The organism is Calidifontibacillus erzurumensis (genome assembly GCF_013303125.1).
Classification (GTDB): Bacteria; Bacillota; Bacilli; order Bacillales; family Bacillaceae_J; genus Calidifontibacillus; species Calidifontibacillus erzurumensis.
Genome location: NZ_JABTTE010000005.1, coordinates 68,940 through 95,194, shown reverse-complemented (window position 1 = coordinate 95,194; position 26,255 = coordinate 68,940). Strand labels below are relative to the sequence as shown.

The following is a 26,255-nucleotide window of genomic DNA, read 5'->3' as shown; positions in this document are numbered from 1 at the left end:
ACATTGAAAGTACCATTGTATACATTTACGTTTATGAATAAATTTTATAAAAAAATTTTGCCGAAAGTCCATTTCGAATTAAACAAATGGAAAGAAAAAGCAAAGCAAATCCCGGATGACGAGTTAAGAAAACAAGCATTGGCGAGCATTGAAACAAAAACATTTCATTGTGAAGGCGGCGGGGTTTATGCGCTTTTAGCCAAAGGAGCAACAGATGAATGCATCAAATTTATTGTCGCCTACCAAACGATTAGCGATTATTTAGATAATTTATGCGACAGAAGCACTTCTTTGGATCCCGTCGATTTTCGCAGTCTTCATGAATCGATGTTACATGCTTTGACCCCAGGAGAGAGTTTAAAAAATTATTATCGTTTTCGCAAAGAACAAGACGATGGAGGTTATTTATGGGAACTCGTTAAAACTTGCCAAAACACGCTTCAAAAACTTGAACACTATGATAAAATAGCTCCATTTTTGCATGAACTGGCATCTTATTACTGTGACTTGCAAGTATATAAACATATTAAAGAGGATGAACGGGTTCCGCTACTTAAAGCATGGTTTGAAAAATATGAAGATCAATTGCCGCCAATGACATGGTACGAATTTTCTGCATGCGCAGGATCTACGTTAGGTATTTTTTGCTTAGTCGCCTATGCTTTTAATTCGAATTTTACAAATGAGCATGTGAAGAAAATAAGGCATGCGCTATTTCCATATGTTCAAGGACTACATATATTATTGGATTATTTTATTGACCAACAAGAAGATAAAGATGGCGGTGACTTGAACTTTTGTTTTTATTATCCTAACACCAAAATGTTAATGAGCCGTTTAAATCATTTTTTTGAACAGGCTAATAACCATATAAAAGGACTGCCAGATGAGCTTTTTCATAAACTTATTAATCATGGTCTAATCGGATTATATCTTTCCGATTCTAAAGTAAAAAAACAGAGGGAAGTGCGCCGATTAATGCGCAATCTATTAAAAAGCGGAGGATTTTTATCGTTGTTTTTTTATGTCAATGGGCTTTCATACCGGAAGTTAAAAATTACTTAAAAAAAGCCGGCTGCCTTTCTTCTATGAACGTTTAGCCGGCTTCATTTTATTGTTTTTCAATGGCAATGACAAATGGAGCATTGTTAATTTGATTCAAAAATTGATATTGCAACACATGGGCTCGCTTTTGGTCAATTGTTTTTACAAATTGCAAAAGGTGATCGCGTTCTACTTGCCCTTCAGGATGGCCATGGTAAACAACGAGGACAATTATTCCTCCTGTCGGCATCATTTTTAAAAGTGTTTCCACAGCTTGAATAGTTGAAGTAGGCGTTGTGACAATGGACTTATCTCCGCCAGGTAAATACCCTAAATTAAAGATGGCTGCCTTAACTTTAGCGAATTCATCAGTAGAAATTACTTCATGTATTTGTTCATGGCCAATCAAAAATAGCTCTGCCCTTTGCTCAAGATTGCTTTCTTTCAAACGTTTTTTCGTGGTTTCAATAGCTATTTGTTGAATGTCAAAGCCAAATACTTTCCCGCGATCTCCGACGAGACTGGCAAGAAGTACCGTATCATGCCCATTTCCTACAGTAGCATCGATGGCAAAATCCCCCTCTTTAACCGCGGCTTCCAGTAATGAATGGGCAAATTGCAACACGCGTTTTAAAATCATAAAACCACTTCCTTTAGAAACTTATGTGGTCGATGCGGCAAATTTTCCTTGCCAGCTATTACGCCGCTTTAGTTCCGCATCAATCGCATTTAAAACTTCCCACTTTCTAAGGCTCCACATCGGTCCAACCATTAAATCAACGGGACCGTCGCCAGTAATGCGGTGGACTATTATTTCAGGGGGTAAGATTTCTAATTGGTCACAAACTAAATGAACGTATTCTTCAAATGATAAAAATTTTAAAAGACCTTTCTCGTATTGCTTAATCATCGGTGTGTCTTTTAGTAAATGCAATAGGTGGATTTTAATTCCTTGAATATCGAGCTTGGCTACTTCTTTCGCTGTTTCAAGCATCATTTCTGTCGTCTCTAGAGGCAATCCGTTAATAATATGGGTGCAAACGCGAATCCCATGTTTGCGAAGCTTGGCAACTCCTTCTTTATAACACTCATAGTCATGAGCACGATTGATTAAATTAGCCGTTGATTCATGCACGGTTTGAAGACCCAGTTCAACCCAAAGGTATGTCCGTTCATTTAATTCAGCCAAATATTCAACAACGTCATCAGGGAGACAGTCTGGTCTCGTTGCAATTGATAAACCGACAACATCGGGCTGTTTGAGAATGATTTCATACTTTTCACGCAATTCTTCAACAGGTGCATACGTATTTGAAAAGGCTTGGAAATAACCAAGATATTTGCCATCCTTCCATTTTTTATGCATTTTTTCTTTTATATCATTGAATTGTTTAACAAGGTCGTCGGCACGATTGCCAGCGAAATCTCCTGAGCCGGCCGCACTGCAAAATGTACAGCCTCCATAGGCTACTTTCCCGTCGCGGTTTGGACAGTCAAAACCTCCATCAAGAGATACTTTGAAAACTTTATGACCAAACGTTTGCCGTAAATGATAGTTCCAAGTATGGTAACGTTTATCGTCTGATGCATAAGGGAATGGATTCGTCATTGTATTCCCTCCTTCTATATGTCTTTTTGAAATATACATTTGCCATTTTAGCATGATTATTTTGCTTATCCAAATGAAAAAATTGCAATTCCAAGTCAGCTCTATATACCTAACTAAACCTCCACCCACATAACAGAGTATGATTCTGTGCAAAATATGAATGTTCCACTAACTCCAATATGAATTAAGGAGGAAAATGAATGGCAACGCGTGCATCAGTTGACCAATTTATTCAAAGAGCTGAGGAAGCATGTAAATATGCGCTTGAGCAATTGGAAATTGCCAATCAGCAGGAACATTACAATACGTCAGAGTATATCAATGCCCAACAGCAGTTAAATGAGGTTTACAACGATATACAGAAACTAATGGAAAGTGCGGATAAGCAGCAAAAAGAACGATTATATCGGATGCAGCTAAAAATTAACAGAATTCAAAACGATATGATCTTAGATCAGCAAAACTTAATAATGTAAGGCAAATTTTATCGAATGCTTGACAATATTCGGACAAATTCTTAAAATACAGACTATAATAATGTAACAACGATGATGAGGAATAGTAGTGATTGGTAAGTCTTTTTAGAGAATTGACGGTTGGTGCAAGTCAATAGCTTATCATCATGAACTCGCCTCTAAGTTGCAAATGTGAAATTTAAGTAATATTTGCCGTATGATCCGCGTTAAGGAATGAAAGTGAGTCAATATCTTTGCCTTATCATGCAAAGATTGGCTAATGTGGGTGGTACCGCGGGAAGTTAGCACAACCTCTCGTCCCTGGAAGATTATGAACTGGGGCGGGAGGTTTTTTGATGGTTAGGTGGTTAGTTGGATTGGCGGTTAGTTCTTAAGTCATCCGAGTCTTTTTTAAGCCCAAATACATAACTGTTAACCCCTGCCCAACTACCCATCTACTTAACAAATTTAATCTTTATCAATAACAAAGAAAAGATGAATAGATTTAAGTCAGGAGGTTTTGGTTGGAATGGCATTTGACCATAAAGCGATTGAAAAGAAATGGCAAGCTTATTGGGAAGAAAATAAAACGTTTAAAACAAAAGAAGATGATAGTAAACCAAAGTTTTATGCGCTTGATATGTTCCCATATCCATCGGGGGCAGGTCTTCATGTAGGGCATCCGGAAGGTTATACAGCCACTGATATTCTTTCAAGAATGAAACGGATGCAAGGTTATAACGTCTTACATCCAATGGGATGGGATGCTTTTGGGCTTCCTGCTGAACAATACGCACTTGATACTGGGAATGACCCAGCAGAATTTACTGCAAAAAATATTCAAACATTTAAAAGACAAATTAAATCACTAGGATTTTCTTATGACTGGGATCGTGAAATTAATACGACAGATCCAAATTATTATAAATGGACACAATGGATTTTCTTAAAGCTTTATGAAAAAGGATTGGCTTATGTTGATGAAGTACCTGTAAACTGGTGTCCTGCTTTAGGGACAGTTTTGGCCAATGAAGAAGTTATTGATGGTAAAAGTGAACGCGGCGGCCACCCGGTTATTCGAAAGCCAATGCGTCAATGGATATTAAAAATTACTGCATACGCTGACCGGCTTCTTGAAGATTTAGAAGAGTTGGATTGGCCAGAAAGCATTAAAGAAATGCAGCGTAACTGGATTGGTCGTTCAGAAGGTGCAGAAATTACGTTTGAAATCGATGGTACCGATAAAAGCTTTAAAGTTTTTACAACAAGACCAGATACGATCTTTGGAGCAACTTATGCTGTTCTTGCACCTGAACATCCGCTCGTTGCGGAAATTACATCGCCTGAACAAAGACAAGCTGTTGACGATTATCTTGATCAAATTAAATCTAAAAGCGATCTAGAAAGAACAGATTTAGCAAAGGAAAAAACTGGCGTATTTACAGGTGCATATGCCATTAATCCTGTAAACCAAGAAAAAATGCCGATCTGGATTGCTGATTATGTATTAATGGGGTACGGCTCTGGTGCAATTATGGCGGTGCCTGCTCATGATGAGCGCGACTATGAATTTGCTGTAAAATTTGATCTGCCAATAAAAGAAGTTGTTGCTGGTGGAGATATTTCGAAAGAAGCATACACTGGTGACGGCATCCATATTAATTCTGGATTTTTAGATGGTTTAAATAAAGAAGAAGCGATTCAAAAAGCAATTGAGTGGCTTGAGGAAAACGGCAAAGGTGAGAAAAAAGTATCATACCGTTTACGCGATTGGTTGTTTAGTCGTCAACGTTATTGGGGTGAACCGATTCCAATTATCCATTGGGAAGATGGGACGATGACGACTGTACCGGAAGAAGAATTGCCTTTAACACTACCGAAAACTGATAATATTAAGCCATCCGGCACAGGAGAATCACCGCTTGCTAATATTGAAGAGTGGGTGAATGTAGTTGATCCGGCAACTGGCAAAAAAGGACGCCGCGAAACGAATACGATGCCACAATGGGCAGGTAGCTGCTGGTATTACTTGCGCTATATTGATCCGCACAATAGCGAAAAATTAGCTGATCCGGAAAAATTGAAACGATGGCTGCCGGTTGATATTTATATCGGAGGGGCTGAACATGCTGTCCTGCACTTGTTGTATGCCCGCTTCTGGCATAAAGTTCTTTATGATTTAGGCATCGTTCCAACAAAAGAACCATTCCAAAAACTATTTAACCAAGGAATGATTCTTGGCGAAAACAATGAAAAAATGAGCAAATCTAAAGGTAACGTCGTCAATCCTGATGATATTATTGAAAGCCATGGTGCTGACACGCTTCGCCTTTATGAAATGTTCATGGGGCCGCTTGATGCTTCAATCGCTTGGTCAACAAACGGCCTTGATGGTGCACGTCGTTTCTTAGACCGGATTTGGCGTTTATTTGTAACAGATTCTGGTGAACTTAATTCAAAAATTTCAAAAGATGCAGATACGAAACCATTGGAACGTATTTACCATCAAACTGTGAAAAAAGTAACTGAAGATTATGAGAACCTCCGCTTTAATGTTGCTATTTCTCAAATGATGGTATTTATAAACGAAGCTTATAAAGCTCAAAGTTTGCCAATGGAATATATGGAAGGATTTGTGAAATTATTATCACCAGTTGCTCCGCATATAGCAGAAGAACTTTGGGAAAAATTAGGCCACACTGGCACAATTAGCTACGAATCTTGGCCTACATATGATGAAACAAAACTTGTTGAGGATGAAATCGAAATCGTTGTACAACTAAATGGAAAAGTTCGTACAAAACTTCTCATTCCTAAAGATGCTTCTAAAGAAGCAATGGAAGAAATTGCAATGAAGGATGAGAAAATCGTTGCAGACCTAGAAGGGAAAACGGTACGTAAAGTTATCGCTGTTCCTGGAAAGCTCGTTAATATAGTTGCAAATTAAAAACGTAAACAAAAACAAAACCCTTAGAATGTTTACAATTTAAGCATTCTAGGGGTTTTGTTTTGCTTTATAGGTATTGTTTAGTTTGCTTTTATCTCACTGGCTTGATGGAATATACTGTTTAATAACAACTAAACAAACTTTACGTTTATTAGAAATCCTGCTATTCTTCATTTCGTTTACTTTCTTTTCCAGCATTTAGTCCAGCAAGCCTACCGGTCACTAAAGCAGCGGTAATGTTAAAGCCGCCGGTATAGCCGTGAATATCTAAAATTTCACCGCAAAAATATAGACCTTTCACTATTTTTGAAGACATTTCTTTCGGATGAATTTCTTTTACAGAAACGCCCCCGCCGGTCACAAATGCTTTTTCAATCGGCAATGTACCATTCACTCTTACTTCAAATCTTTTTAAATCTTTCACAAAGCTGCGCAATTTATCATGGGAAAGATTAGCACTTGGAAGATCCTCATCAATATTATTCTTTTGCAATAAAAATAGTAAATATCTTTCCGGTACAAGGCCTTTTAGAACATTTTTTACCGCTTTTTTATTTGCCGACCTTACCATTTCCTTTACATGCTCAAAAAGTGCTTCTTCTTTTTTATCTGGGAAACTATCGATGGAAACAACTACTTTATTCACACCCGATTTTTGCAATGCTTTGACGACAAATTGACTTGAGCGGAGAATGGCTGGACCCGATAATCCAAAGTGGGTGAATATCATATCCATTCGATGTGTTATAATTGGCTTTCCTTTTGGATTTAAAACGGAAACAGCGACATTTCTTAATGATAACCCTTGCAACGTTTTATTTTGAATGAAAGGTTCGTTCGATGTTAGCGGAACTTCAGTGGGTAAAGGTCTGTAACGGTATGTCCCGCTTTTTTTGCCCAAGCATAACCGTCGCCGGTTGAACCAGTTTGTGGAACCGATTTTCCGCCAACAGCGATGACTACTGTTTTTGCTTTGATATCTTTGCCATCATTTAACATGACACCAACAACTTGGTCTTGCTCAAATAATACATCTTTAACAGGTGTATTTGTTTTAATCTCTACACCAAATTTTTTTAGCTGGCCAATCAGTGCGTCAACGACTGATTTCGCATTATTTGAGATTGGGAACATGCGCCCATGGTCCTCTTCTTTTAATTTCACACCTAAATTTTCAAAAAAGCGAATTATATCGTAGTTGTTAAATTCAGCAAAAGCGCTATATAAAAAACGTCCATTTCCCGGAATATGTTTGATGATTTCATCGATTGGCAGACGGTTTGTCACATTGCATCGACCGCCTCCGGATATTAACAATTTTCTTCCAAGTTTTTCTTTTTTCTCAATTAATAGCACTTTGCATTTTTGTTCACCGGCAGCTATTGCAGCCATTAATCCAGAAGGCCCGCCCCCAATGACAATTACATCATATGTATTCAATGTAGCCACCATCTTCCTTGATTCGCAAATATGTAACAAATGATACTTACTTTTCTAGTTTTATACTGTATGTTAAAATACAGAAGTTGCAATGAGTTGTCAAATGATGTATGTTTCGTTTCAATATATTCTGTTGGAGGGCCTTATGTCCGGTTCAAAGTTAATTAAAGGTACGATGATTTTAACAGGTGCAACGCTTATCTCGAAAATATTAGGAATGATTTATGTCTTTCCTTTTTATTCAATTGTTGGGAATATTGGCGGTGCTTTGTATTCCTATGCATATATCCCTTATACGATTCTTTTAAGTATGGCAACAATGGGAGTTCCTTTAGCGGTTTCCAAATTTGTTTCAAAATATAATGCGCTTGGCGATTATTATACGGGCAGACGACTCTTTAAAACGGGACTTCTACTGATGTTTGGAAGCGGCATCTTTTTCTTTATTATTTTGTATAGCATCGCTCCATGGTTAGCTCCGAAAATTATTGGCGAAAATGAGTATGGGATTCAACATAAGGAAGTTGTTTATGTCATACGGATGGTTAGTACAGCTCTCATTATCGTGCCAATGATGAGTATTATTCGAGGTTTTTTTCAAGGTTATCAATCGATGGGGCCAACGGCTGTTTCCCAAGTTGTCGAGCAAATTGCCCGCATTATTTTCTTGCTTTTCTCAAGCTACATTGTAATGAAAGTACTTGATGGTGATCTACATGTCGCTGTAGGTTTATCTGTTTTTGCGGCAACGATTGGGGCCATTTTTGGCATGGGCATCTTAATTTGGTATTGGTTTAAAAGGAAGCATCATTTAAATGAACTGCTTGTAAATAGCAAGCAAGAGAGTCAATTAACAACGAAAGAGATGTTGTTGGAACTATTGTCTTATGCTGGACCATTTGTTTTTGTTTCTTTGGCAATACCACTGTACCAGTTGGTTGATGAATTTACATTTCACCGTGCCATGGAAAGCATCGGAAAAGGCGGGGATGTTGCCCACGAATTATTTTCAATATTAAATATGTACGGGCATAAATTGATTATGATTCCGGTTTCCCTTGCGACTGCTTTTGGTTTAACATTAGTTCCAACCATTACCGAATCTTTTACAGAAAACAATTTCAAGCAGTTACATAAGCAAATTTCTCAAGCGTTGCAAGTGGTTGTCTTCTTAACGCTTCCAGCCGTGGTCGGGCTTGCAATGGTATCAGGACCTGCCATTGGCTCTTTGTATAGCGTTAATATTGTTCAAATGGGTGAAGGAATTATTCGCTATTACGCCCCAATTGCGTTGTTTTTTGCTTTATTTACCGTGACATCAGCAATTTTACAAGGGATCAATCAGCAGCGTTTTGCTGTTTATAGCATGTTTAGTGGTTTATTGATAAAAACATTATTGAATATTCCTTTAATACAAGCATTTGAAACCTATGGTGCTATTTGGGCAACAGGTATTGGCTTTTTTATTTCAATTGCAATCAATTTATTCGTTATAAAAAAATATACCAGATTCAGATTTTCGTATACGATTCGCCGCAGTTTATTAATTAGTATCTTTGTTTTAGTTATGGCAGTTGTTGTCCAATTAGTATTATGGCTTTTATCAATATTTATACAGTATGAAGATGGCCGTGGCCAGTCAATTGTTGTGTTAATCATTTCAATTGCTGCGGGAGCGGGCGTATATTTATATTTGAGCATTAAATCTAATTTGGCAGGGTTCATTCTTGGCTATCGGTTTAAATTTTTACAAAGGCAAAAACAAAAGGCGAACGGTTAGTTCGCCTTTCAATTCAACTTACCATTGTTCAAGCGGAAAGCCCAATTGTCTTTCCACGCGCTGTAAGCGGCGGTTTAATCGGTTAAGCCGTTCTGTGTGACGCTGCAATTGGTTTTCGATCTGATTTAAGCGGCGCTCAAGTTGGCCAAATCCACCTGGGAACCCGCCACCACCAGGAAAGCTAGGAAAGCCAAATTGACGCTCATAATCATAATAATAGTTATAGTTCATGGTTCTTCGCTCCTTTGTGTATTTGTCTTGATGATGATTTACCCTACTAATCTATGCGGATTAGTCAAATGTGGACTAAACTCTAGCCTATTTAGGAAAGGTTAGTCTTTGAATTTTGGAATACGGAGGTCTTATGAGTGAGAATTGATAAATTATTGGCAAATAGCGGTTTTGGCAGTCGGAAAGAAGTAAAAAAATTATTAAAAACTGGAGCGGTAAAAATTAATGGAACAACTGTCAAAGATCCACAAACCCATCTCGATCCTGAAAGAGATCAAGTTACTGTACATGGGGAAACTGTAGAGTATAAAGAATTTATTTATTTAATGATGAACAAACCTCAAGGAGTTATTTCATCTACGGAAGACGATTATGATGAAACGGTCATTGATTTATTGGAAATGGAAGATAAGATTTTAAATCCGTTTCCGGTTGGACGCCTTGATAAAGATACAGTCGGCCTCCTATTGTTGACGAATGATGGTCAATTAGCTCACCAGCTTTTATCCCCGAAAAAGCATGTACCGAAAACGTATTATGCGAAAATTAGTGGAATTGTTACGAATGATGATATTGAAGCATTTAAACGTGGTGTAACGCTTGATGATGGTTATGTAACGAAACCTGCGGAACTTGTCATCTTGTCCATCAATGAGGCAGAAAACAAATCTGAAATTGAATTAACGATTACAGAAGGAAAATTTCATCAAGTAAAGCGGATGTTTGCTGCTGTAGGAAAAAAAGTGACATTTTTAATGCGTATAAAAATGGGGTCATTAATGTTAGATGAATCGCTAAAACCTGGAGAATATCGCGAATTAAGTGAAGAGGAAATTTCTGTATTGAAACAAACATAAAGGCTGTACCAAAGCAGATGGTACTGCATAGAAATTTCAAATGATACATTTGGCACTTTGGACAGCCCTTTTCAAATGTCAGGAGATTTTTACTTTTCTCGCTGTTGTTGTCCAAATTCCACGGCTCGGACTATAAACTAAATTATTGTACGTCAGTACATTTAAATCTCTTTGTATTGTCCGTGGTGTTGTGCCAAATTCTTCTACAAGTTCTTGTGTTGAGACTGAACCTTTTTCATGAATATACAAGTAAATGGACTTAATACGGTTGAGCATGCGGGCAGTCGGGTTCAAAAAACCACTCCTTAATGTAATGTTCAAATTTCATTGAACAAGATATTATGCAATGCACCAAAACCTAATTACCAGATCAACACTTCTAATAATATTTTACACTAAAAGTATTGAAAATTTCCACAAAAATAAAAAGTTTATAATTTTTTTACACTAATTTTACATGCAAAAATTTTACTATTAGTCGGTGGTGTTATAAATGAATTGGTTGGAAGAAGTTTATAAACGAAAGAATCAAATCATAAAAGATACTCAGGAATTTTTAAGAATTAAAAGTGTTTTAGATGAAGACAATGGAGAAAAAGATGCTCCTTTGGGAAGAGGAATTAAAGAAGCGCTTCATTTCATGTTAAATAAAGGGGCCAATGATGGTTTTACAGTAAAAAATGTTGATAATTTAGCTGGACATATTGAGTATGGACAAGGAAAACAATTGATTGGAGTTTTATGTCATGTTGACGTTGTCCCAGAAGGGGATGGTTGGACGAGCGATCCTTTTGGTGCGGAGATTAGGGATGGAAAAATTTTTGCAAGAGGGGCTATAGATGACAAAGGACCGACGATGGCAGCTTATTATGCATTGAAAATTGTCAAAGAATTGCAACTTCCATTGTCAAAGCGGGTGCGAATTATTTTAGGTACAGACGAGGAAAGTCAGTGGTGCTGTGTGAAACATTACTTTAAACATGAAGAAATGCCGACATTTGGCTTTGTACCGGATGCAGATTTTCCAATTATTAATGCTGAAAAAGGTATATTTGATTTTTTCTTTGAACAAAACAATGTAGGATCTCAAACAGGTGATGAGGAGCTTCAGTTGGAGTCTTTTCAAGCAGGCAGACGTTTAAATATGGTGCCTGATTTGGCTGAAGCGCAAATTGTTTGTAAACAAAAAGAAATCGCACAAAAACTTGTAGATCGATTTAGCAAATATGTAAAGGAAATCGGACTGAAAGGAAAAGCGGAAATAGATGTAAGTTCAACCCTTCATTTTCGTTTACATGGGATCTCTGCCCATGGAATGGAGCCAAATAACGGAAAAAACGCTGGTTTATTGTTGAATGCTTTTTTTGAAAAAGAATGTATGAATCTCGACAAAAAAGGAAGAACTTTTATTGAATTTGTTCATCATTACTTTGGAAAAGATACGCGTGGTCTTGCACTTGGAATTGCGGATAAAGATGAAATTTCGGGGGAATTAACAATTAATAACGGCATCCTCTCGTATAAAAAAGAGGAAGGCGGAAAAATTGGTTTAAATTTAAGATATCCTGTTACCCATAATATAGAAGTGACGAAAGAGAAGTTAAAAGATATCGCATGTAAGAATGAATTTCGTTTTATTGAGCTCGATGATTCAAAACCACATCATGTTGATGGAGCTCATCCGTTCATAAAAGTGCTGCAAAACGTTTATGAAGAAGAGACCGGCCAAAAAGCAAATTTACTTGCCATTGGCGGTGGCACCTATGCACGGTCACTTGAGTCAGGGGTTGCTTTTGGTCCATTATTTCCGGGACGCGAAGATGTTGCCCATCAAAAAGATGAATATATTGAAATTGATGATTTATTAAAAGCGACAGCTATTTATGCTCGTGCCATTTACGAATTGGCAAAGTAAAAATGTAGAACAAAATAATGAACAGTAAGTATAAAAGATTGATTTTTGAAAATTGTTTCAATAATCAATCTTTTTATTTTTTGAAAATTCATGTAGACTTACGTAATATACTATATTTTACATTCTTTTGACAGGGGAAAATTTTAAGGGGGATTTTTAAAATGCTTATTCGTATTGTTATTCAAATTGGGGTTCTTTATTTGTTTTATTATGCAGGGGTCTGGATTCAAAAAACGTTTCATCTATTAATGCCGGGAAGTATTATTGGCATGCTTTTACTATTCGCTTTGCTTATGACGAAAAAATTTAAAGAAGGATGGATTGAACAAGGCGCAAGTTTTTTGTTATCCCATTTGCCGTTACTGTTTATTCCCGTGACGGTCGGCATCATTGATTTTCTTGACCTTTTTAAAGGGGAGGGTTTTTTCTCCATTATCGTTGTCATCATTAGCTCTATCATCGTAATGGTTGCCTCCTCAGCAGTCAGCCAATGGATTGTGGTAAGAAAAAATTCATATCTTCAAATCCAATCACGGGAGAGTAGAGAAGTATGAGTTTATTCATTGCCTTTTTAGCGATTGCCGGTACAATAATAACATATAATGCTATGAAAAAAGTTTATATAAAGTTTTATACTCCTTTTATGGTACCTATCGTAACTGCAACTGTTTTGATCGTTTGCTTTTTACTTTATTTTGATATACCTTATGAAACATATATGTCTGGTGCAAAATGGATTGTCCATTTGTTAGGACCGGCTGTTGTTGCGTTGGCTTTTCCTTTATATAAACAAATTGATACAGTCAAAAAGTATAGTGTTCCGATTATGGTCGGCGTGTTTGTAGGTACGTTTATAGGAATTGTCAGCGGCATTTGGCTGTCGCTACTTTTTCATATTGAATTAAAGACACTTTATTCACTTGTTCCAAAATCAGTCACGTCACCGGTTGCAATGGATATTGCTTCGATGATTGGCGGGAATCCAACTTTGGCTGCCATTTTTGTAATGGTTGCTGGCATCTTCGGTGCAGTTTTAGGTCCATATTTGTTAAAATGGTTTCGAATCGATCATTTTATCGGAAGAGGTATCGGCTTCGGCACAGCCGCTCATGGAATAGGTACATCGAAAGCACTGGAATTAGGGCAAAAAGAAGGTGCCATTAGTTCAATTGCTATGACACTTAGTACCATTTTTGCCTCTATATTAAGTCCGCTTCTTGTTCATTTATTGTTATAAGTTCTTAAGATTATTGGAGGAAGAACGGTTGTGGCGCAACTAATTAAATTGCGGGATTTTATATCCCGCTATGAAACGGATATTTTTCGTTATCCAAGTCAGTATATACGTTTGAAGAAAGAGCGTTGGGAAAAATTAAATGCTTCATATGCTTATTATGAAGAAGAAAGCGCAGATACGAGAAAGCCCTTCTCAGAAGTAAAAAATGAAAATCCTTTTTTTATCGGTTTTGAAAATTTAAAAGAAAACTGGCTTGAGCCAGAAAAAAAGGGTGCTTTGCAAACAATTAAACGATGGTTGACAAGCAGGAAAGCTGATCAAAGTGAATGGGAGACATCGCTCTTAGATGAAGCAGAGTTTCAAATTGAACGTCGAAAAACGAAAGAAGAAATGAAACGGGAATTTCTTGATGAATTGTTTCGCTTTCAAATCCATTGGGCTAGTTCAACGATAAGAGATTACTCGTTCGTAGATGAAAGCATTTATAAAGATAAAATATTAAAATATTTTTTGCAACATTTTCCGGATACTTATTTAGTTTTATATAAACCGACATTTCTTGTAAAGAAAGCACCGATCGATTTAGATATTATTTTAATCAGTCCAGTGAAAACGTATTGCATCTCCGTTTTAGAAAGTGAGGAAATGAGTGTTTTCCAAACAGATAAGGGACGGTATTGGATTGAAATAATAGGGCAGGAAGAAGTTCGAAGAATAAACCCGATGATTTCTTTAAACCGAACACAGGGGTTCATTCAAAGTTATTATGAACATTATCAAGTAGACATGCCGATTCAAAAAGTTGTTTTGTCTAGAACAGGTTTTATTGAAGGACCTTATGAACCTATTCAAACATTATTGGTTGATAAAAGAAACTACGAGGAGTGGTACTTAAAGTTACGGAATCTTTCTTCCCCATTAAAATATGTTCAATTGAAAGGCGCACAAGCTTTGTTAAAACATACCCAGTCCACCTATGTTCGCAGATATGAATGGGAGCAAGAAGATTTGTAAGTCTACAAAATAGTTCTACGTATAGTTGGGGTGAGACATGAACTGGTTTGAGGCCTATTTGGATGAAATGGATGTTGTTACGATTTTGCTTTCGAAAACAAATCCACCGATATACGAGAGGCAGTTTTATATTAGTGACGGAACTGTAAAACAGCCATTAACGATAATTAGCCAACAAGAGTTAATAGGGGAACTAAAATATACTTGCAAATCGCCATTTGAAATTGATTTGGCAAAAAAGTATATGATTTGCGATCAAATCGGAAATGAAACCGATTTGCTTATCGGATCTGTCATTCGGACTGAAAAATTTGACAAAAAATTTTTTTACGATGGCAATGATCTTGGTGCGACCTATACGAAAGAAAAAACAATTTTTAAAGTATGGGCGCCAACCGCAAGCGATGTTTTGCTCATTTTTTATGAACAAAGTGGCAATATCAAACAAACTTATGAAATGGTACGTTCGGACAAAGGCGTATGGTCGTTTGATCTATCTGGCGATTGTGAAGGTTTTTATTACCGTTATCATGTTTGTGTCAATAATGTGTGGCGTGAAGCGGTCGACCCTTATGCTAGAGCGGTTTCTGTAAATGGCGAATATGGGATTGTCATCGATTTAAAGAAAACAGAAGTTCCAAAGCAGTCTAAGCATTTGCCGCCGATTTTAGGACCGACAGATGCAATCATCTATGAGACTCATATTCGTGATTTTTCGGTTCATCCCGAAAGCGGTGTAAAAAATAAAGGAAAATATATTGCCTTTTGCGAAGAAAATACGAAAGGTCCAAACGATTGTAAAACTTGTCTTGATTATATCGTTGATTTAGGAGTGACTCACCTCGAATTGCTGCCATTCAATGATTTCGGAGGGATTGACGAAACGAAAGAAAACGGTGAATATAATTGGGGTTATAATCCGCTTCATTATAATGTACCTGAAGGAAGCTATGCAACGGATCCTTATGATCCGTATGTCCGTATTCGCGAAACTAAAGAAATGATTGAAGCTCTTCATCGAAAAGGCATCCGTGTCATTATGGATGTCGTATACAATCACGTTTACATCCGGGAACAATCTAATTTTAGAAAAATCGTTCCAGGATACTATTTTCGTTATACCGAATACGGTTTTCCATCAAATGGAACTGGCGTAGGAAATGATATTGCATCTGAACGGTTAATGGTGCGAAAATTTATTATTGATTCTGTCATCTATTGGATTAAGGAATATAATGTTGATGGATTTCGTTTTGATTTAATGGGGATTTTAGATATAACTACAATGAACGCTATTCGCCAAGCGGTTGATGAAATTGACCCATCCATCATCATCATTGGTGAAGGTTGGAATCTAAATACGCCTCTTCTTGAGGAAGAAAAAGCAACCATTATGAATGCTGCGAAAATGCCTCGTATCGCGCATTTTAATGATGTTTTTCGCGACACTGTCAAGGGAAGTACTTTTCATCTATTAGAGAGAGGATATATTTCGGGCAATTTAAAATATAAACATAAACTAAAAATGCTTTTTGCCGGAAGCATCTCTGTAACGAAAAAAATGAAAGGGATGTTTCCTTCACCTTCACAAACAGTGAATTATGTGGAATGTCATGATAACCATACTCTATGGGATAAGCTCGCTGTCTCTAATGCAGATGAATCAGTGGAAATAAGAAAAAAACGCCAATATTTAGCCATTGCCATCGTTTTGTTGTCACAAGGTATTCCATTTCTCCATAGCGGCATTGAATTTTTTCGGACAAAATATGGTGAGGGTAATAGCTATAACAAGCCTGACTATATTAATCAGCTAGATTGGGCAAGAAAAAACATGTTTGAAGACTTTATTCCATATATTAAAACATTGATCGCCATTCGTAAGGCACACCCGGCTTTTCGGTTAAAAACAAGAGAAGAAATAGAAAGGCATTATCGATGGTTGATGCTTCCGACAAATCTAGCTGGCTTTTTTCTTTATGATTTGGAAGAAATTGATCCGTGGAGAGAGATTATCGTAATATTTAATAATGGTCTCAAAGAAAAGGAGTGGCAATTACCTAGTAACGAATTATGGAATATTGCTGTGCAAGGAGACCAAGCTGATGAAAATGGATTGGGGCAGGTTTCGCAAAAAGTCCTGATTCCACCGCTCTCAACGGTGATTTTATTTAAGCATAGAGAAAAGAAATAGATTATAGAAATATTTGGAAAAACCGCCTTTGTCTTTCGATCCATTTCTCATTACTTGGATCAAAAATAAAGGCGGTTATCATTTCCCTGGAAATATTGTAGTTTTATGTCAAATTATTATACTTGTTAATATTATCAATCCATAAAGATAAGTTCTCTTGATTTTGATGAATATGTTCATTCAAATCTTTTGTATATTGTCCATGTTGACAATAATTATAAACATCTAACAACGTGTTTTTAATATTTTCATCTACTTGCTTTTCTAGTAATGATTGGATGAGTCGTTCAACTTGCTGACATTCTGCTGTTGTTCCGCAGCAATCCAGTTGATGATTTGTTAATATATCTTGAATAATGGTTAGTTGATGATGTTCATTTAGAGGCATCGATATCCCTCGCTTTTTTATTTATTAGCATCCAAACAAAGGACATTGCTTTCCTTTAGCGTAAGCAAAATAACAAAAGGTTATTCCTTATGGGAAAGATTTGTCGAGGAAAGGTATTTCGTGAAAAATATACAATTTCATCACATCGTTAAAATTTCTTTTCAATGCATTTTAGGGGCTTTTCATTTTTTTGGACAGCCCCTATTCAAATGGCCGTATTCATGGTATGTTAAGAGTTGTAATTAAAGGAGGCATCAATAAGATGAGATTAAGAAATAAGCCATGGGCTTATGATAAAATTAAGGAACATCCGGATCTTGTAATTCCTGAACCGCAAAATTATAACGGAAGATGGCAGCAAGAAATATTTAAAAATGGAAATCCAATTCATTTGGAAATTGGAATGGGAAAAGGAGCATTTATTAATGGGATGGCAAAGCTCCATCCGGAGATCAATTTTATTGGAATTGAAAAATATACGAGTGTCATTGTTAGTGCGTTAGAGTTAACGCTGGAAAATCAATTAACAAATGTTAGACTGTTAAATATCGATGCGGGAAATTTATCTGAAATTTTTGCAGAGGGCGAGCTTTCAAGAATTTACTTGAATTTTTCTGATCCTTGGCCAAAAAATAGACATGAAAAAAGGCGATTAACTTATGAATCATTTTTAGCCATGTATGAAAAAGTATTAGCCAAAGATGGAGAAATCCATTTTAAAACAGATAATCAAGGATTGTTTGAGTATTCTTTAGAAAGTTTTTCAAAATATGGGATGTTAATTAAAAATATTAGCCTTGATCTTCATCGAAGCAACATAAAAGAAAATGTTATGACAGAGTATGAAGAGAAGTTTTCAAAACAAGGAAACAGAATTTATCGTTGTGAAGCACAGTTTCGGTAAAAGCGAAATAAGCCGGTATTGCGATGACCATTAAAAAACGGCATCGCAATAAATGGCTTTTTTTATTGCAAAACTTGAACTAGCGTATTTTAAATTTGTTTTACTTCAAGTATGCTGCCGGTTTTTGCATCTATTAAAAATTCGTATTGTTCAACCTTATCATTGATCGTTCTCGTAATACCGCCCCGATAAATTTTATATGGAAGGTTATATTTTGTTATTTGTTCTGGTTTCGCATAAATCCAAGAACCATCAATTGGTCCATTTTCTTTAAAAGCTTTTTTAGCAATCTCTAATGCAGACTCCGATGTAAGCATCGTCTTTTTTTGTGCGCTTTGGCTTAAAATTGCACCGGCAATCACACCTGTACAAAAGCCTAGCAAAAGTTTATCTAGTTTCATTTAATCACTCCGTTTATACAATCATTTATTTTTAATATAGAGAAAATAGTGGGTAAAATACAAGTACATACCATGTTTTTCATAGATAGTGTAAAATTAACTTGTTAGAATTTTGATCATTTGCTTTAGAAGGAAGTTAAATCTTGGTAAAAGAGGCATTCTGGATCACTGTTTTTTAGTGATCTGATAAATAAGTTCCTGACGCCTCCTTACTACTATGAAAGGAGTTTTTTCTATGCATGAAGATACACTAAAACTTTTTAAGACATTAACAGAACTTCCTGGTGCTTCAGGATTTGAACATCATGTGCGCAAGTTTATGAGAACGGAACTTGAAAAATATAGCGATGAAATTATTCAAGATAACTTAGGCAGCATTTTTGGATTAAGAAAAGGCCCAATAGATGGACCTAAAGTAATGGTTGCCGGCCATATGGATGAAGTCGGATTTATTGTCACTCAAATTACGGAAAATGGCATGATCCGTTTTCAACCGCTAGGTGGTTGGTGGAGCCAAGTGCTTCTTGCTCAACGAGTTCAAATTGAAACGGATCGTGGCAATGTAATTGGTGTTATTTCTTCCATTCCTCCTCATTTGCTTGATGAACAAACGAGGAAAAAACCGATGGATATTAAAAATATGTTAATTGATATTGGTGCTGATGATAAAGAAGATGCGATTCGCTTAGGTATTAAACCAGGACAGCCAATTGTTCCAGTTTGTCCATTTACGCCGATGGCGAATGAAAAGAAAATTATGGCCAAAGCTTGGGATAATCGTTACGGATGTGGACTTTCGATTGAGCTTTTGAAAGAAACAAAAAACGAACAGTTGCCGAATCATTTATATGCGGGGGCAACAGTTCAAGAAGAAGTAGGCTTGCGTGGGGCACAAACTGCGGCAAATTTAATTGAGCCGGATATTTTTTATGCGTTGGATGCAAGTCCAGCCAATGATGCTTCAGGTAAGAAAGATGCTTTTGGACAATTAGGAAAAGGAGTGTTATTAAGAATACTTGACCGTACAATGGTCACACATCGAACTCTTCGCGACTTTATTCTTGATACAGCAGAAAGTGCAAAAATTCCTTATCAATATTTTGTTTCGGAAGGTGGCACGGATGCTGGACGTGTACATACGACAAAATATGGTGTTCCGTCTGCGGTAATCGGAATTTGTGCAAGATATATTCATACTTCTGCATCGATCATTCATGTAGATGATTATCAAGCTGCAAAAGAATTATTAATCAATCTTGTGAAGAAAACAGATAAGACAACAGTTGAGACGATTCGAAACTACGGTTACAGGTGAGGTATAATAATGAAAATTGCGGTAGGTTCAAAAAATAAAACAAAAATTGGTGCTGTTGCCAATGTATTAGCATCTGAAACGAATGAGATCGTTGCCGTTGATGTTCCATCAGGTGTTTCCCTCCAACCATTTTCCGATGAGGAAACGCTTCTTGGAGCTAAAAACAGAGCTCATCGAGCGTTATTTGAAACAAATAGTGATATCGGAATCGGTCTCGAAGGTGGAGTAATGGAAACAAAGGAAGGAATGCTCCTTTGTAATTGGGGTGCCCTTAAACTAAAAGATGGAACGGAATTCATTGCAAGCGGCGCTAGAATTTTGCTTCCAGAAGATGTTGCAAGGGGATTGCGAAATGGGTTTGAACTCTCAGAAGTGATGGAGGAATATACTGCGAAACATGATGTTCGTTCCAAAGAAGGAGCAATTGGTGTTTTTACCAATAATCTTGTTCAACGCGAAGAAATGTTTACACATATTGTAAAATTACTTGTTGGTCAATATTTATTTGCCTCGCAAAAAGTAAGCGAAGGAGGAAAATGAAATTGAAAGATTTTATTCGATTTTTGGCAATCACACTTTTGACGGTTAGTTTATTAACAGGATGTAATGGGAAAGAAGACGAAGCGATTGCAGAAGCTATACAAATAGCGGAAGCAACGTTTAATGAAACAAAACAGGAACCGACGGAGTCTTCTGATCTTTTCAGCTTTTATTTACCGAAAGAATATAAAGTAAAAGAAAAATCGGAACACAATATTATTTTGAAGAAAGATAATCAAGAATATATTTTGTTTGTAAATCCAAATGAAGCGCTTGATAGTGAAGTTTTATTTAATGAATTACAAGCAGCAAAAAAGGAAGTACAAGAAACATTTAAGAGCAAAGGTCGTTTTGGCTATTTGCTTATTACGCCAGTTGAAGGCAAAAATTATGAAGTAATTGTTGGCATCGGCGGTGTTAAAATGACGACTTTATCAACGGTTGATGATATCGCTCGAGATACGAAAAAGATGATGGAAATTGCTAATTCTGTTGAGTATGATGCAAAACAGAAGGAAGAAAAAGAACAAACCGATAAAAAACAATAATTAGGTGGTTTTGTCAGTGAAAATGACGAGCATCAAAATGAAAAACATACTGCTAGGACGATTGCAGCGGGAAAATTGGAAAATTGAATACGATCATAAAAATGAACAGTTGCGTATTGAAGATCGAGAAACGAAGAAAGGTATGACGGTGGCGCTTGCACCACTTATTTCTAAGTGGGAAGAGCGAAAGGATAAAGCGATTGATGAAGTTGTTTATTATATTGAAGAAGCGATGAGTGCGATGGTTGAAAAGAAAGAATTGGCAGGAAAAGAAAAACAAATCTTTCCAGTTATCCGTTCCACTTCATTTCCTACCGAAACAAAAGAAGGAAAAAAACTAATCTTTGATGATCATACTGCGGAAACGAGGATTTATTATGCCCTTGATTTAGGTACATCCTACCAGTTAATTGATTCTTCGCTTGTAAAAAAGGAAGGATGGAGCGAAGAACAAATTAAAGAAATCGCTCGTTTTAATGTTAGGTCACTCCCTGCAAACTATAAAAAAGATGAAGTAGCGGGTAATATTTTTTATTTTATCAATACAAATGATGGATATGATGCTAGTAGAATATTAAACGATTCATTACTAGAAAAAATGGCGTCTATGATAGAGGGGACCATGACAGTAGCAACACCTCACCAAGATGTATTAATCTTTGGTGATATTAGAAATGAAAATGGATTTGCAATTCTCGGACAAATGATGATGCATTTCTTTACGGAAGGGCGTGTGCCGATAACGGTTCTACCTTTTCTTTATGAAAACAAACAACTCGAGCCGATTTTCGTGCTTGCCCAAAATAAGCAGTAATGTTTAGAAAGAGTGATCGAACAATGGCAAATTGGTTTAAAAAGTTATTTGGTTTGGAAAATGAAGAAGAGGAAGAAAAAAGAGAGAACCAAAGGATAAGACAAGCAGACCGCCGTAGACAAAACATATATCACGGACAAAATCAAAATGCAAGAGTCGTTTATGAATATCCTAAAGGTCAGTTTCGCTTTCCGTTAATTCCCGATGAGAAAAAAGTTTCTAATACTAGAAGTTCACTTGAACATGAACGAAAAGAAAGAATCAGGATACTAGAGGAAGAGAGGCATTTTGAGAAGAATAGGCAAGAAACTGTGCCCTTGAAAAAGTCGAAGCCATTTAAACCGACAGAAGTTCCATCTCCGGTTTACGGCTTCCATCGACGCCCAAGTGCAACTCCGCTTTCAAATGAAAGAAAAGAACTTTCTGGAATAAAAAATATGCAAAATGAAGATGAAAAAACAATTCATAAGAATGTGGAATTTTCGTCTGCTACCTCAAAGAGGGAACCGATGGTTGCCGCATCATCCATTACTGAAGAAGAAAAACATGTGGATAACTTAAACTGTTTGGAAAATTATGCACAAGATCACACTGCTGCTGCTCACTTAACAATAAATGAAAATGATGGGGAAGCTTTCGTACAAACGGAAGAATATGTACAAGACTCCGAACTCTCTACTCAACAAGTGAATTATCCACACAATAGTGAAGACTCTCTTGAAAGAACGGATTTTGCACAAAAAAGCATCGAAGTTGTGGAACCAATAGATTATACACAAAATGGAGAAGCAGATAGACAGACAACAGATGATACTGATGCGGTTGTTCAAACAGAATATCCACAAAACGGTGAAGCATTTGTGCAAAGAGAGAATTATGCACATGAAAGCGACGAAGCAATGGAAACAATAGATTATGCACAAATTAGAGGAGCAGCGGTGCAAACAGCGGGTAATGAACAAAATACTGATTCGGTCGTTAAAACTGATTTATCGCACAACGATGAAGCATTTGTACAAAGAACGGATGATGGATATGAAAGCGACGAAGCTGTGGAAAAAATAAATTATGTACAAAATAGACAAGAAGTCGCACAACCAGTGGATAATGTCAATAATGTCGATGCAGTCGTTCAAACAGAATATCCACAAAACGGTGAATCAATTGTGCAAAGAAAAAATTATGCACAAGAAGGCGACGAAGCTGTGGAATCAATATATTGTGTACAAAATGTTAAAACAACTGCACAAACAGGAGATTATGTACACAATCGTGAAGAAACTTTCGAAATAATAGAAGATAGACAAGTTGCAGCATCAGAAAGACAAAAAATAGAAGATGGGAATCGCATCAGTGAAACGGGGCACATTACTGATAATACAAATGGTGCAGGTGCAAAAAGTATTAACCAACATGCTAGTTTAATAGAAACGAAAATTCAAGCGACGGAACAAATACGTAAACGAAGTGGTTTTCCATTCAATGTCATAATGTTAAAACAAGATCGGCAAATGCTAAATAATAAGACCGAAAAACAAAATATGGGAGATCACTCCATAACGAAGCCGCCATTAAGCCTTCTTGAAGTTCCACCGCTTGAAGTAGAAGAAGACGAAGAATGGCTTCAAGAACAAAGTCGTCTGTTAGATCAAGCTTTTGAAAGCTTTCACGTTGGGGCAAAAGTTGTAAATGCTTTAAAAGGACCATCTGTCACTCGATTTGAAATTCAGCCCGACATAGGTGTTCGAGTTAATAAAATTACGAGTTTAGCTGATGACTTAAAATTGGCGCTTGCTGCCAAGGATATTCGCATTGAAGCGCCTATTCCAGGTAAGAGTACTGTAGGTATTGAGGTGCCAAACCGTAAGTGCCGTCCAGTGCTTATTCGGGAAATCTTGCGAACACCCGTCTTCCAAAAAAGTCTTTCACCACTAGTTGTAGCACTAGGCTTAGATATAGCTGGGCAGCCAATAGTTACAGATATTGGGAAAATGCCGCATGGCTTAATCGCAGGAGCAACAGGATCAGGAAAAAGTGTTTGTATAAATTCTATTATTATTAGTTTATTGTATAAAGCATCCCCGCATGAAGTGAAGCTTATGCTTATTGATCCAAAAATGGTTGAACTTGCACCTTATAACGGCATTCCTCATCTAGTCAGCCCTGTCATAACAGATGTCAAAGCAGCAACTGCTGCTCTAAAATGGGCAGTTGAAGAAATGGATCGGCGATATGAATTGTTTGCCCATGAAGGTGTTCGTGACATCAATCGTTTTAATGAAAAAGTTCGTTCTGGGAATGTCAAAGCAGAGATTATGCCTTACATCGTAATTATTATTGATGAGTTAGCAGATTTGATGATGGTTGCACCAGGTGATGTTGAAGATGCAATTTGCCGAATTGCGCAAAAAGCACGGGCTTGTGGCATACATCTATTACTAGCAACCCAACGTCCTTCTGTCGACGTCATTACAGGTTTAATAAAGTCAAATATTCCGACTAGAATTGCGTTTTCAGTTTCTTCTCAAGTAGATTCACGAACGATCATTGATATGGCAGGAGCTGAAAAACTGCTTGGAAGAGGAGATATGCTTTTTGTTGAAAACGGGTCTAATAAACCAGTGCGGATTCAAGGAAATTTTGTTAAAGATGAAGAAATTGAACGAGTGACTCAGTTTGTTAAAAAACAAATGAAGCCAAATTATTTATTCGTTCAGGAAGATTTAGTCAAACAAGTTCAAGAGTTTGATGATGAGGACGGACTATTTGATGAGGCGTGTCGATTTGTCATTGAACAAGGCGGAGCATCTGCATCAAGCTTGCAGCGGCGGTTTAGAATTGGCTATAATCGTGCTGCTAGATTAATAGAAATGATGGAAGCAAGGGGATTCGTTTCCGAAGCAAAAGGATCGAAACCACGCGAAGTTCTAATTTCATTAGACCAATTCGATCAAAGATAAGCTCTGCAGAAGGCACTTACAAAAGATGGTCCGTTTCCTGCTATTTTTGCCACATTTATGATTTAAACTACAACTAAAGACAAAAGATATGTATAATGGAACATATATTGAAAAGATACAGTTGATCCCATGATGAAGCGATATGATCCACAGTAAAAGAGAGAGATAAACGCAAGCAAATAGAGAAACAGGCTCGAGATCAGGCGAATATCATATACTAAATTTAACAGCTAGTTTTAGATTGTGGAGGTTCATTTTATGACAGTTTACCACTTTGTTGGAATTAAAGGGACGGGTATGAGTGCACTGGCACAAGTGCTCCATGGCATGAAAAACGAAGTGCAAGGTTCCGATGTTACTAAACGTTTTTTTACAGAGAAAGCATTGGAAGATAAAAATATAAAAATATTGCCGTTTTCAAAGGAAAATATAAAAAGTAATCAAATCATTATTGCCGGTAATGCTTTTCCGGATGACCATGAGGAAATACAAGAAGCTGTAAAACAAGGATTGCCAGTTTATCGTTATCATCGTTTCCTCGGAAAGTTTATTGAAAAATTTGTAAGTATTGCTATAAGTGGCGCCCATGGAAAAACAACGACAACCGGCCTTTTAGCCCATGTTCTGAAAGCTGCCAAACCAACTTCTTATTTAATTGGCGACGGAACAGGTGAAGGTGTGGAAAACAGCAAATATTTCGTTTTCGAAGCTTGTGAATACCGGCGTCATTTTTTAGAGTATCATCCTGATTATGCGATTATGACGAATATCGATTTTGATCATCCTGATTATTTTTCTGATATTGATGACGTATTCGATGCTTTTCAAGAAATGGCTTTGCAAGTAAAAAAGGGGATAATTGCTTGTGGAGATGATGAACACCTTCAGAAAATCCACGCCAATGTCCCGGTTTTATTTTACGGATTTAATCAGGAAAATGATTTTCAGGCGAGAAATGTGAATAAAACACCAGAAGGTACATCCTTTGATGTATTTATCCGCAATACGTTTTATGCATCGTTCAATATTCCTACTTACGGTGACCATAATGTATTAAATGCATTAGCGGTCATTGCATTATGCCATTATGAAGACATCGATGTTGAAATTATTAAAAATCAACTTCAAAGTTACCAAGGAGTTAAACGTAGGTTTAGCGAAAAAAAACTTGGGAACCAAGTGCTTATTGATGATTATGCCCATCATCCAACAGAAATTAAAGCAACAATTGCAGCTGCCCGGCAAAAATATCCTAACCGTCATATTGTTGCGATTTTTCAACCGCATACATTTACACGAACGCAAACTTTTTTGAATGAATTTGCAGAAAGCTTGAAAGATGCAGATTATGTATATCTATGCGATATTTTTGGCTCAGCACGTGAAAACAATGGCCAGTTAACGATTAAGGATTTGCAAGAAAAAATTGAGAATGCAAAACTGCTTACAGAAGAAACAACGTTCATGTTAAAAAAGTATGACAATTGTGTGTTAATTTTTATGGGTGCTGGTGATATTCAAAAGTTTCAAGAAGCATACGAGAAACAACTGCAAGAGCAGTAAAATAAGAACAGGGCAGCAAGGAGAACGCCCTGTTTTCTTTTTCTTGAATTTTTTTGTTAATGGCAGGAAAGTTTTCCTGAAAAGAGAATGTTTACTGTA

At 36.7% G+C, this 26,255-nt stretch carries 23 protein-coding genes, 1 pseudogene and 1 other annotated feature; of the genes and pseudogenes, 17 read left to right on the top strand and 7 right to left on the bottom strand.

The window, feature by feature from the left end:
- The first annotated feature begins 3 nt into the window (after positions 1 to 3).
- A complete protein-coding gene (locus HR057_RS06125) occupies positions 4 to 1,065 on the top strand; it encodes a tetraprenyl-beta-curcumene synthase family protein (RefSeq protein WP_173730552.1) in 1,062 nt (353 codons plus the stop codon).
- Between the two features lie 46 nt (positions 1,066 to 1,111).
- On the opposite strand, the gene HR057_RS06120 is transcribed toward HR057_RS06125, so the two are convergent.
- On the bottom strand, positions 1,112 to 1,684 hold the full coding sequence (locus tag HR057_RS06120) for a class I SAM-dependent methyltransferase (protein ID WP_173730551.1): 573 nt from the start codon (positions 1,682 to 1,684) through the stop codon (positions 1,112 to 1,114).
- A gap of 21 nt (positions 1,685 to 1,705) precedes the next feature.
- Complete coding sequence (locus tag HR057_RS06115; protein ID WP_173730550.1) at positions 1,706 to 2,653, bottom strand: TIGR01212 family radical SAM protein; 948 nt, start codon at positions 2,651 to 2,653, stop codon at positions 1,706 to 1,708.
- 200 nt (positions 2,654 to 2,853) lie between these two features.
- On the opposite strand from HR057_RS06115, the gene HR057_RS06110 reads away from it, so the two are divergent.
- Both HR057_RS06110 and leuS read left to right on the top strand, forming a co-directional pair.
- A complete protein-coding gene (locus HR057_RS06110; protein WP_173730549.1) occupies positions 2,854 to 3,129 on the top strand; it encodes a DUF2524 family protein in 276 nt (91 codons plus the stop codon).
- Positions 3,130 to 3,192: 63 nt separating this feature from the next.
- Positions 3,193 to 3,434, top strand: a binding site (T-box leader).
- 203 nt (positions 3,435 to 3,637) lie between these two features.
- A complete protein-coding gene (gene leuS / locus HR057_RS06105) occupies positions 3,638 to 6,055 on the top strand; it encodes a leucine--tRNA ligase (protein ID WP_173730548.1) in 2,418 nt (805 codons plus the stop codon).
- A gap of 166 nt (positions 6,056 to 6,221) precedes the next feature.
- Here the strand turns inward: leuS and HR057_RS06100 are convergent.
- Positions 6,222 to 7,451 (bottom strand): annotated as a pseudogene (locus HR057_RS06100) (aminoacetone oxidase family FAD-binding enzyme); the annotation flags it as partial.
- 189 nt (positions 7,452 to 7,640) lie between these two features.
- Between HR057_RS06100 and HR057_RS06095 the strand changes: the two are divergent.
- On the top strand, positions 7,641 to 9,275 hold the full coding sequence (locus HR057_RS06095; protein ID WP_173730547.1) for a putative polysaccharide biosynthesis protein: 1,635 nt from the start codon (positions 7,641 to 7,643) through the stop codon (positions 9,273 to 9,275).
- An 18-nt stretch (positions 9,276 to 9,293) separates the two neighbouring features.
- Here the strand turns inward: HR057_RS06095 and HR057_RS06090 are convergent, their stop codons facing one another.
- Positions 9,294 to 9,506: a hypothetical protein gene (locus HR057_RS06090; protein ID WP_173730546.1), complete on the bottom strand. Its 213-nt coding sequence runs from the start codon at positions 9,504 to 9,506 to the stop codon at positions 9,294 to 9,296.
- A gap of 137 nt (positions 9,507 to 9,643) precedes the next feature.
- On the opposite strand from HR057_RS06090, the gene HR057_RS06085 reads away from it, so the two are divergent.
- Complete coding sequence (locus tag HR057_RS06085; RefSeq protein ID WP_173730545.1) at positions 9,644 to 10,363, top strand: pseudouridine synthase; 720 nt, start codon at positions 9,644 to 9,646, stop codon at positions 10,361 to 10,363.
- 78 nt (positions 10,364 to 10,441) lie between these two features.
- On the opposite strand, the gene HR057_RS06080 is transcribed toward HR057_RS06085, so the two are convergent.
- Positions 10,442 to 10,639 carry a DeoR family transcriptional regulator gene (locus HR057_RS06080; RefSeq protein WP_374724506.1) on the bottom strand — a complete coding sequence of 66 codons (198 nt, stop codon included), beginning with the start codon at positions 10,637 to 10,639 and terminating at the stop codon, positions 10,442 to 10,444.
- A gap of 217 nt (positions 10,640 to 10,856) precedes the next feature.
- On the opposite strand from HR057_RS06080, the gene pepV reads away from it, so the two are divergent.
- The 5 genes from pepV to pulA all read left to right on the top strand — a co-directional run bounded on the left by pepV (position 10,857) and on the right by pulA (position 16,723).
- Positions 10,857 to 12,278, top strand: a complete 1,422-nt coding sequence (gene pepV, locus HR057_RS06075) for a dipeptidase PepV (protein WP_173730543.1) — start codon at positions 10,857 to 10,859, stop codon at positions 12,276 to 12,278.
- A gap of 161 nt (positions 12,279 to 12,439) precedes the next feature.
- The gene (locus HR057_RS06070) at positions 12,440 to 12,832 is read left to right on the top strand and encodes a CidA/LrgA family protein (RefSeq protein WP_173730542.1); all 393 of its coding nucleotides are present in this window, start codon (positions 12,440 to 12,442) and stop codon (positions 12,830 to 12,832) included.
- Positions 12,829 to 13,515: an LrgB family protein gene (locus HR057_RS06065; protein ID WP_173730541.1), complete on the top strand. Its 687-nt coding sequence runs from the start codon at positions 12,829 to 12,831 to the stop codon at positions 13,513 to 13,515. The genes HR057_RS06070 and HR057_RS06065 overlap by 4 nt, the downstream gene beginning before the upstream one ends.
- Before the next feature lie 30 nt (positions 13,516 to 13,545).
- A complete protein-coding gene (locus HR057_RS06060; protein WP_173730540.1) occupies positions 13,546 to 14,529 on the top strand; it encodes an NERD domain-containing protein in 984 nt (327 codons plus the stop codon).
- A gap of 37 nt (positions 14,530 to 14,566) precedes the next feature.
- Complete coding sequence (gene pulA, locus HR057_RS06055) at positions 14,567 to 16,723, top strand: type I pullulanase (protein ID WP_173730539.1); 2,157 nt, start codon at positions 14,567 to 14,569, stop codon at positions 16,721 to 16,723.
- 103 nt (positions 16,724 to 16,826) lie between these two features.
- Here pulA and HR057_RS06050 read toward each other — a convergent pair whose 3' ends face one another.
- Positions 16,827 to 17,111 (bottom strand): YtzH-like family protein, encoded by a 285-nt coding sequence (locus HR057_RS06050; protein WP_173730538.1) that lies wholly within the window; start codon positions 17,109 to 17,111, stop codon positions 16,827 to 16,829.
- A gap of 262 nt (positions 17,112 to 17,373) precedes the next feature.
- On the opposite strand from HR057_RS06050, the gene trmB reads away from it, so the two are divergent.
- The gene (gene trmB / locus HR057_RS06045) at positions 17,374 to 18,015 is read left to right on the top strand and encodes a tRNA (guanosine(46)-N7)-methyltransferase TrmB (RefSeq protein ID WP_173730537.1); all 642 of its coding nucleotides are present in this window, start codon (positions 17,374 to 17,376) and stop codon (positions 18,013 to 18,015) included.
- Between the two features lie 89 nt (positions 18,016 to 18,104).
- On the opposite strand, the gene HR057_RS06040 is transcribed toward trmB, so the two are convergent.
- Positions 18,105 to 18,416 (bottom strand): PepSY domain-containing protein, encoded by a 312-nt coding sequence (locus HR057_RS06040; RefSeq protein WP_173730536.1) that lies wholly within the window; start codon positions 18,414 to 18,416, stop codon positions 18,105 to 18,107.
- Positions 18,417 to 18,651: 235 nt separating this feature from the next.
- Here HR057_RS06040 and HR057_RS06035 point away from each other — a divergent pair, with 235 nt between their 5' ends.
- From HR057_RS06035 to murC, 6 genes are all read left to right on the top strand, one after another.
- Positions 18,652 to 19,731, top strand: coding sequence for a M42 family metallopeptidase (locus HR057_RS06035; protein WP_173730535.1), 1,080 nt, complete (start codon positions 18,652 to 18,654; stop codon positions 19,729 to 19,731).
- A 9-nt stretch (positions 19,732 to 19,740) separates the two neighbouring features.
- On the top strand, positions 19,741 to 20,271 hold the full coding sequence (locus HR057_RS06030) for a DUF84 family protein (RefSeq protein ID WP_173730534.1): 531 nt from the start codon (positions 19,741 to 19,743) through the stop codon (positions 20,269 to 20,271).
- Positions 20,272 to 20,273: 2 nt separating this feature from the next.
- The gene (locus HR057_RS06025) at positions 20,274 to 20,819 is read left to right on the top strand and encodes a hypothetical protein (protein ID WP_407926116.1); all 546 of its coding nucleotides are present in this window, start codon (positions 20,274 to 20,276) and stop codon (positions 20,817 to 20,819) included.
- A gap of 22 nt (positions 20,820 to 20,841) precedes the next feature.
- On the top strand, positions 20,842 to 21,633 hold the full coding sequence (locus tag HR057_RS06020) for a DUF1444 domain-containing protein (RefSeq protein ID WP_173730592.1): 792 nt from the start codon (positions 20,842 to 20,844) through the stop codon (positions 21,631 to 21,633).
- 23 nt (positions 21,634 to 21,656) lie between these two features.
- The gene (locus tag HR057_RS06015) at positions 21,657 to 24,593 is read left to right on the top strand and encodes a DNA translocase FtsK (protein ID WP_173730532.1); all 2,937 of its coding nucleotides are present in this window, start codon (positions 21,657 to 21,659) and stop codon (positions 24,591 to 24,593) included.
- 258 nt (positions 24,594 to 24,851) lie between these two features.
- Entirely contained in the window at positions 24,852 to 26,156 is a 1,305-nt protein-coding gene (gene murC / locus HR057_RS06010) for a UDP-N-acetylmuramate--L-alanine ligase (protein ID WP_173730531.1), read from the top strand.
- The last annotated feature ends 99 nt before the right edge of the window (positions 26,157 to 26,255 follow it).

What these genes read in the sequence shown, in the direction of transcription:
- HR057_RS06030 (WP_173730534.1), top strand. Translation starts at nt 19,741, where the DNA reads ATGAAAATTGCGGTAGGTTCAAAAAATAAAACAAAAATTGGTGCTGTT.
- HR057_RS06065 (WP_173730541.1), top strand. Translation starts at nt 12,829, where the DNA reads ATGAGTTTATTCATTGCCTTTTTAGCGATTGCCGGTACAATAATAACA.
- HR057_RS06115 (WP_173730550.1), bottom strand. Translation starts at nt 2,653, where the DNA reads ATGACGAATCCATTCCCTTATGCATCAGACGATAAACGTTACCATACT.
- pepV (WP_173730543.1), top strand. Translation starts at nt 10,857, where the DNA reads ATGAATTGGTTGGAAGAAGTTTATAAACGAAAGAATCAAATCATAAAA.
- HR057_RS06020 (WP_173730592.1), top strand. Translation starts at nt 20,842, where the DNA reads ATGACGAGCATCAAAATGAAAAACATACTGCTAGGACGATTGCAGCGG.
- trmB (WP_173730537.1), top strand. Translation starts at nt 17,374, where the DNA reads ATGAGATTAAGAAATAAGCCATGGGCTTATGATAAAATTAAGGAACAT.
- HR057_RS06120 (WP_173730551.1), bottom strand. Translation starts at nt 1,684, where the DNA reads ATGATTTTAAAACGCGTGTTGCAATTTGCCCATTCATTACTGGAAGCC.
- HR057_RS06050 (WP_173730538.1), bottom strand. Translation starts at nt 17,111, where the DNA reads ATGCCTCTAAATGAACATCATCAACTAACCATTATTCAAGATATATTA.
- HR057_RS06040 (WP_173730536.1), bottom strand. Translation starts at nt 18,416, where the DNA reads ATGAAACTAGATAAACTTTTGCTAGGCTTTTGTACAGGTGTGATTGCC.
- HR057_RS06090 (WP_173730546.1), bottom strand. Translation starts at nt 9,506, where the DNA reads ATGAACTATAACTATTATTATGATTATGAGCGTCAATTTGGCTTTCCT.
- HR057_RS06080 (WP_374724506.1), bottom strand. Translation starts at nt 10,639, where the DNA reads ATGCTCAACCGTATTAAGTCCATTTACTTGTATATTCATGAAAAAGGT.
- leuS (WP_173730548.1), top strand. Translation starts at nt 3,638, where the DNA reads ATGGCATTTGACCATAAAGCGATTGAAAAGAAATGGCAAGCTTATTGG.
- HR057_RS06070 (WP_173730542.1), top strand. Translation starts at nt 12,440, where the DNA reads ATGCTTATTCGTATTGTTATTCAAATTGGGGTTCTTTATTTGTTTTAT.
- pulA (WP_173730539.1), top strand. Translation starts at nt 14,567, where the DNA reads ATGAACTGGTTTGAGGCCTATTTGGATGAAATGGATGTTGTTACGATT.
- HR057_RS06095 (WP_173730547.1), top strand. Translation starts at nt 7,641, where the DNA reads ATGTCCGGTTCAAAGTTAATTAAAGGTACGATGATTTTAACAGGTGCA.
- HR057_RS06015 (WP_173730532.1), top strand. Translation starts at nt 21,657, where the DNA reads ATGGCAAATTGGTTTAAAAAGTTATTTGGTTTGGAAAATGAAGAAGAG.
- murC (WP_173730531.1), top strand. Translation starts at nt 24,852, where the DNA reads ATGACAGTTTACCACTTTGTTGGAATTAAAGGGACGGGTATGAGTGCA.
- HR057_RS06035 (WP_173730535.1), top strand. Translation starts at nt 18,652, where the DNA reads ATGCATGAAGATACACTAAAACTTTTTAAGACATTAACAGAACTTCCT.
- HR057_RS06110 (WP_173730549.1), top strand. Translation starts at nt 2,854, where the DNA reads ATGGCAACGCGTGCATCAGTTGACCAATTTATTCAAAGAGCTGAGGAA.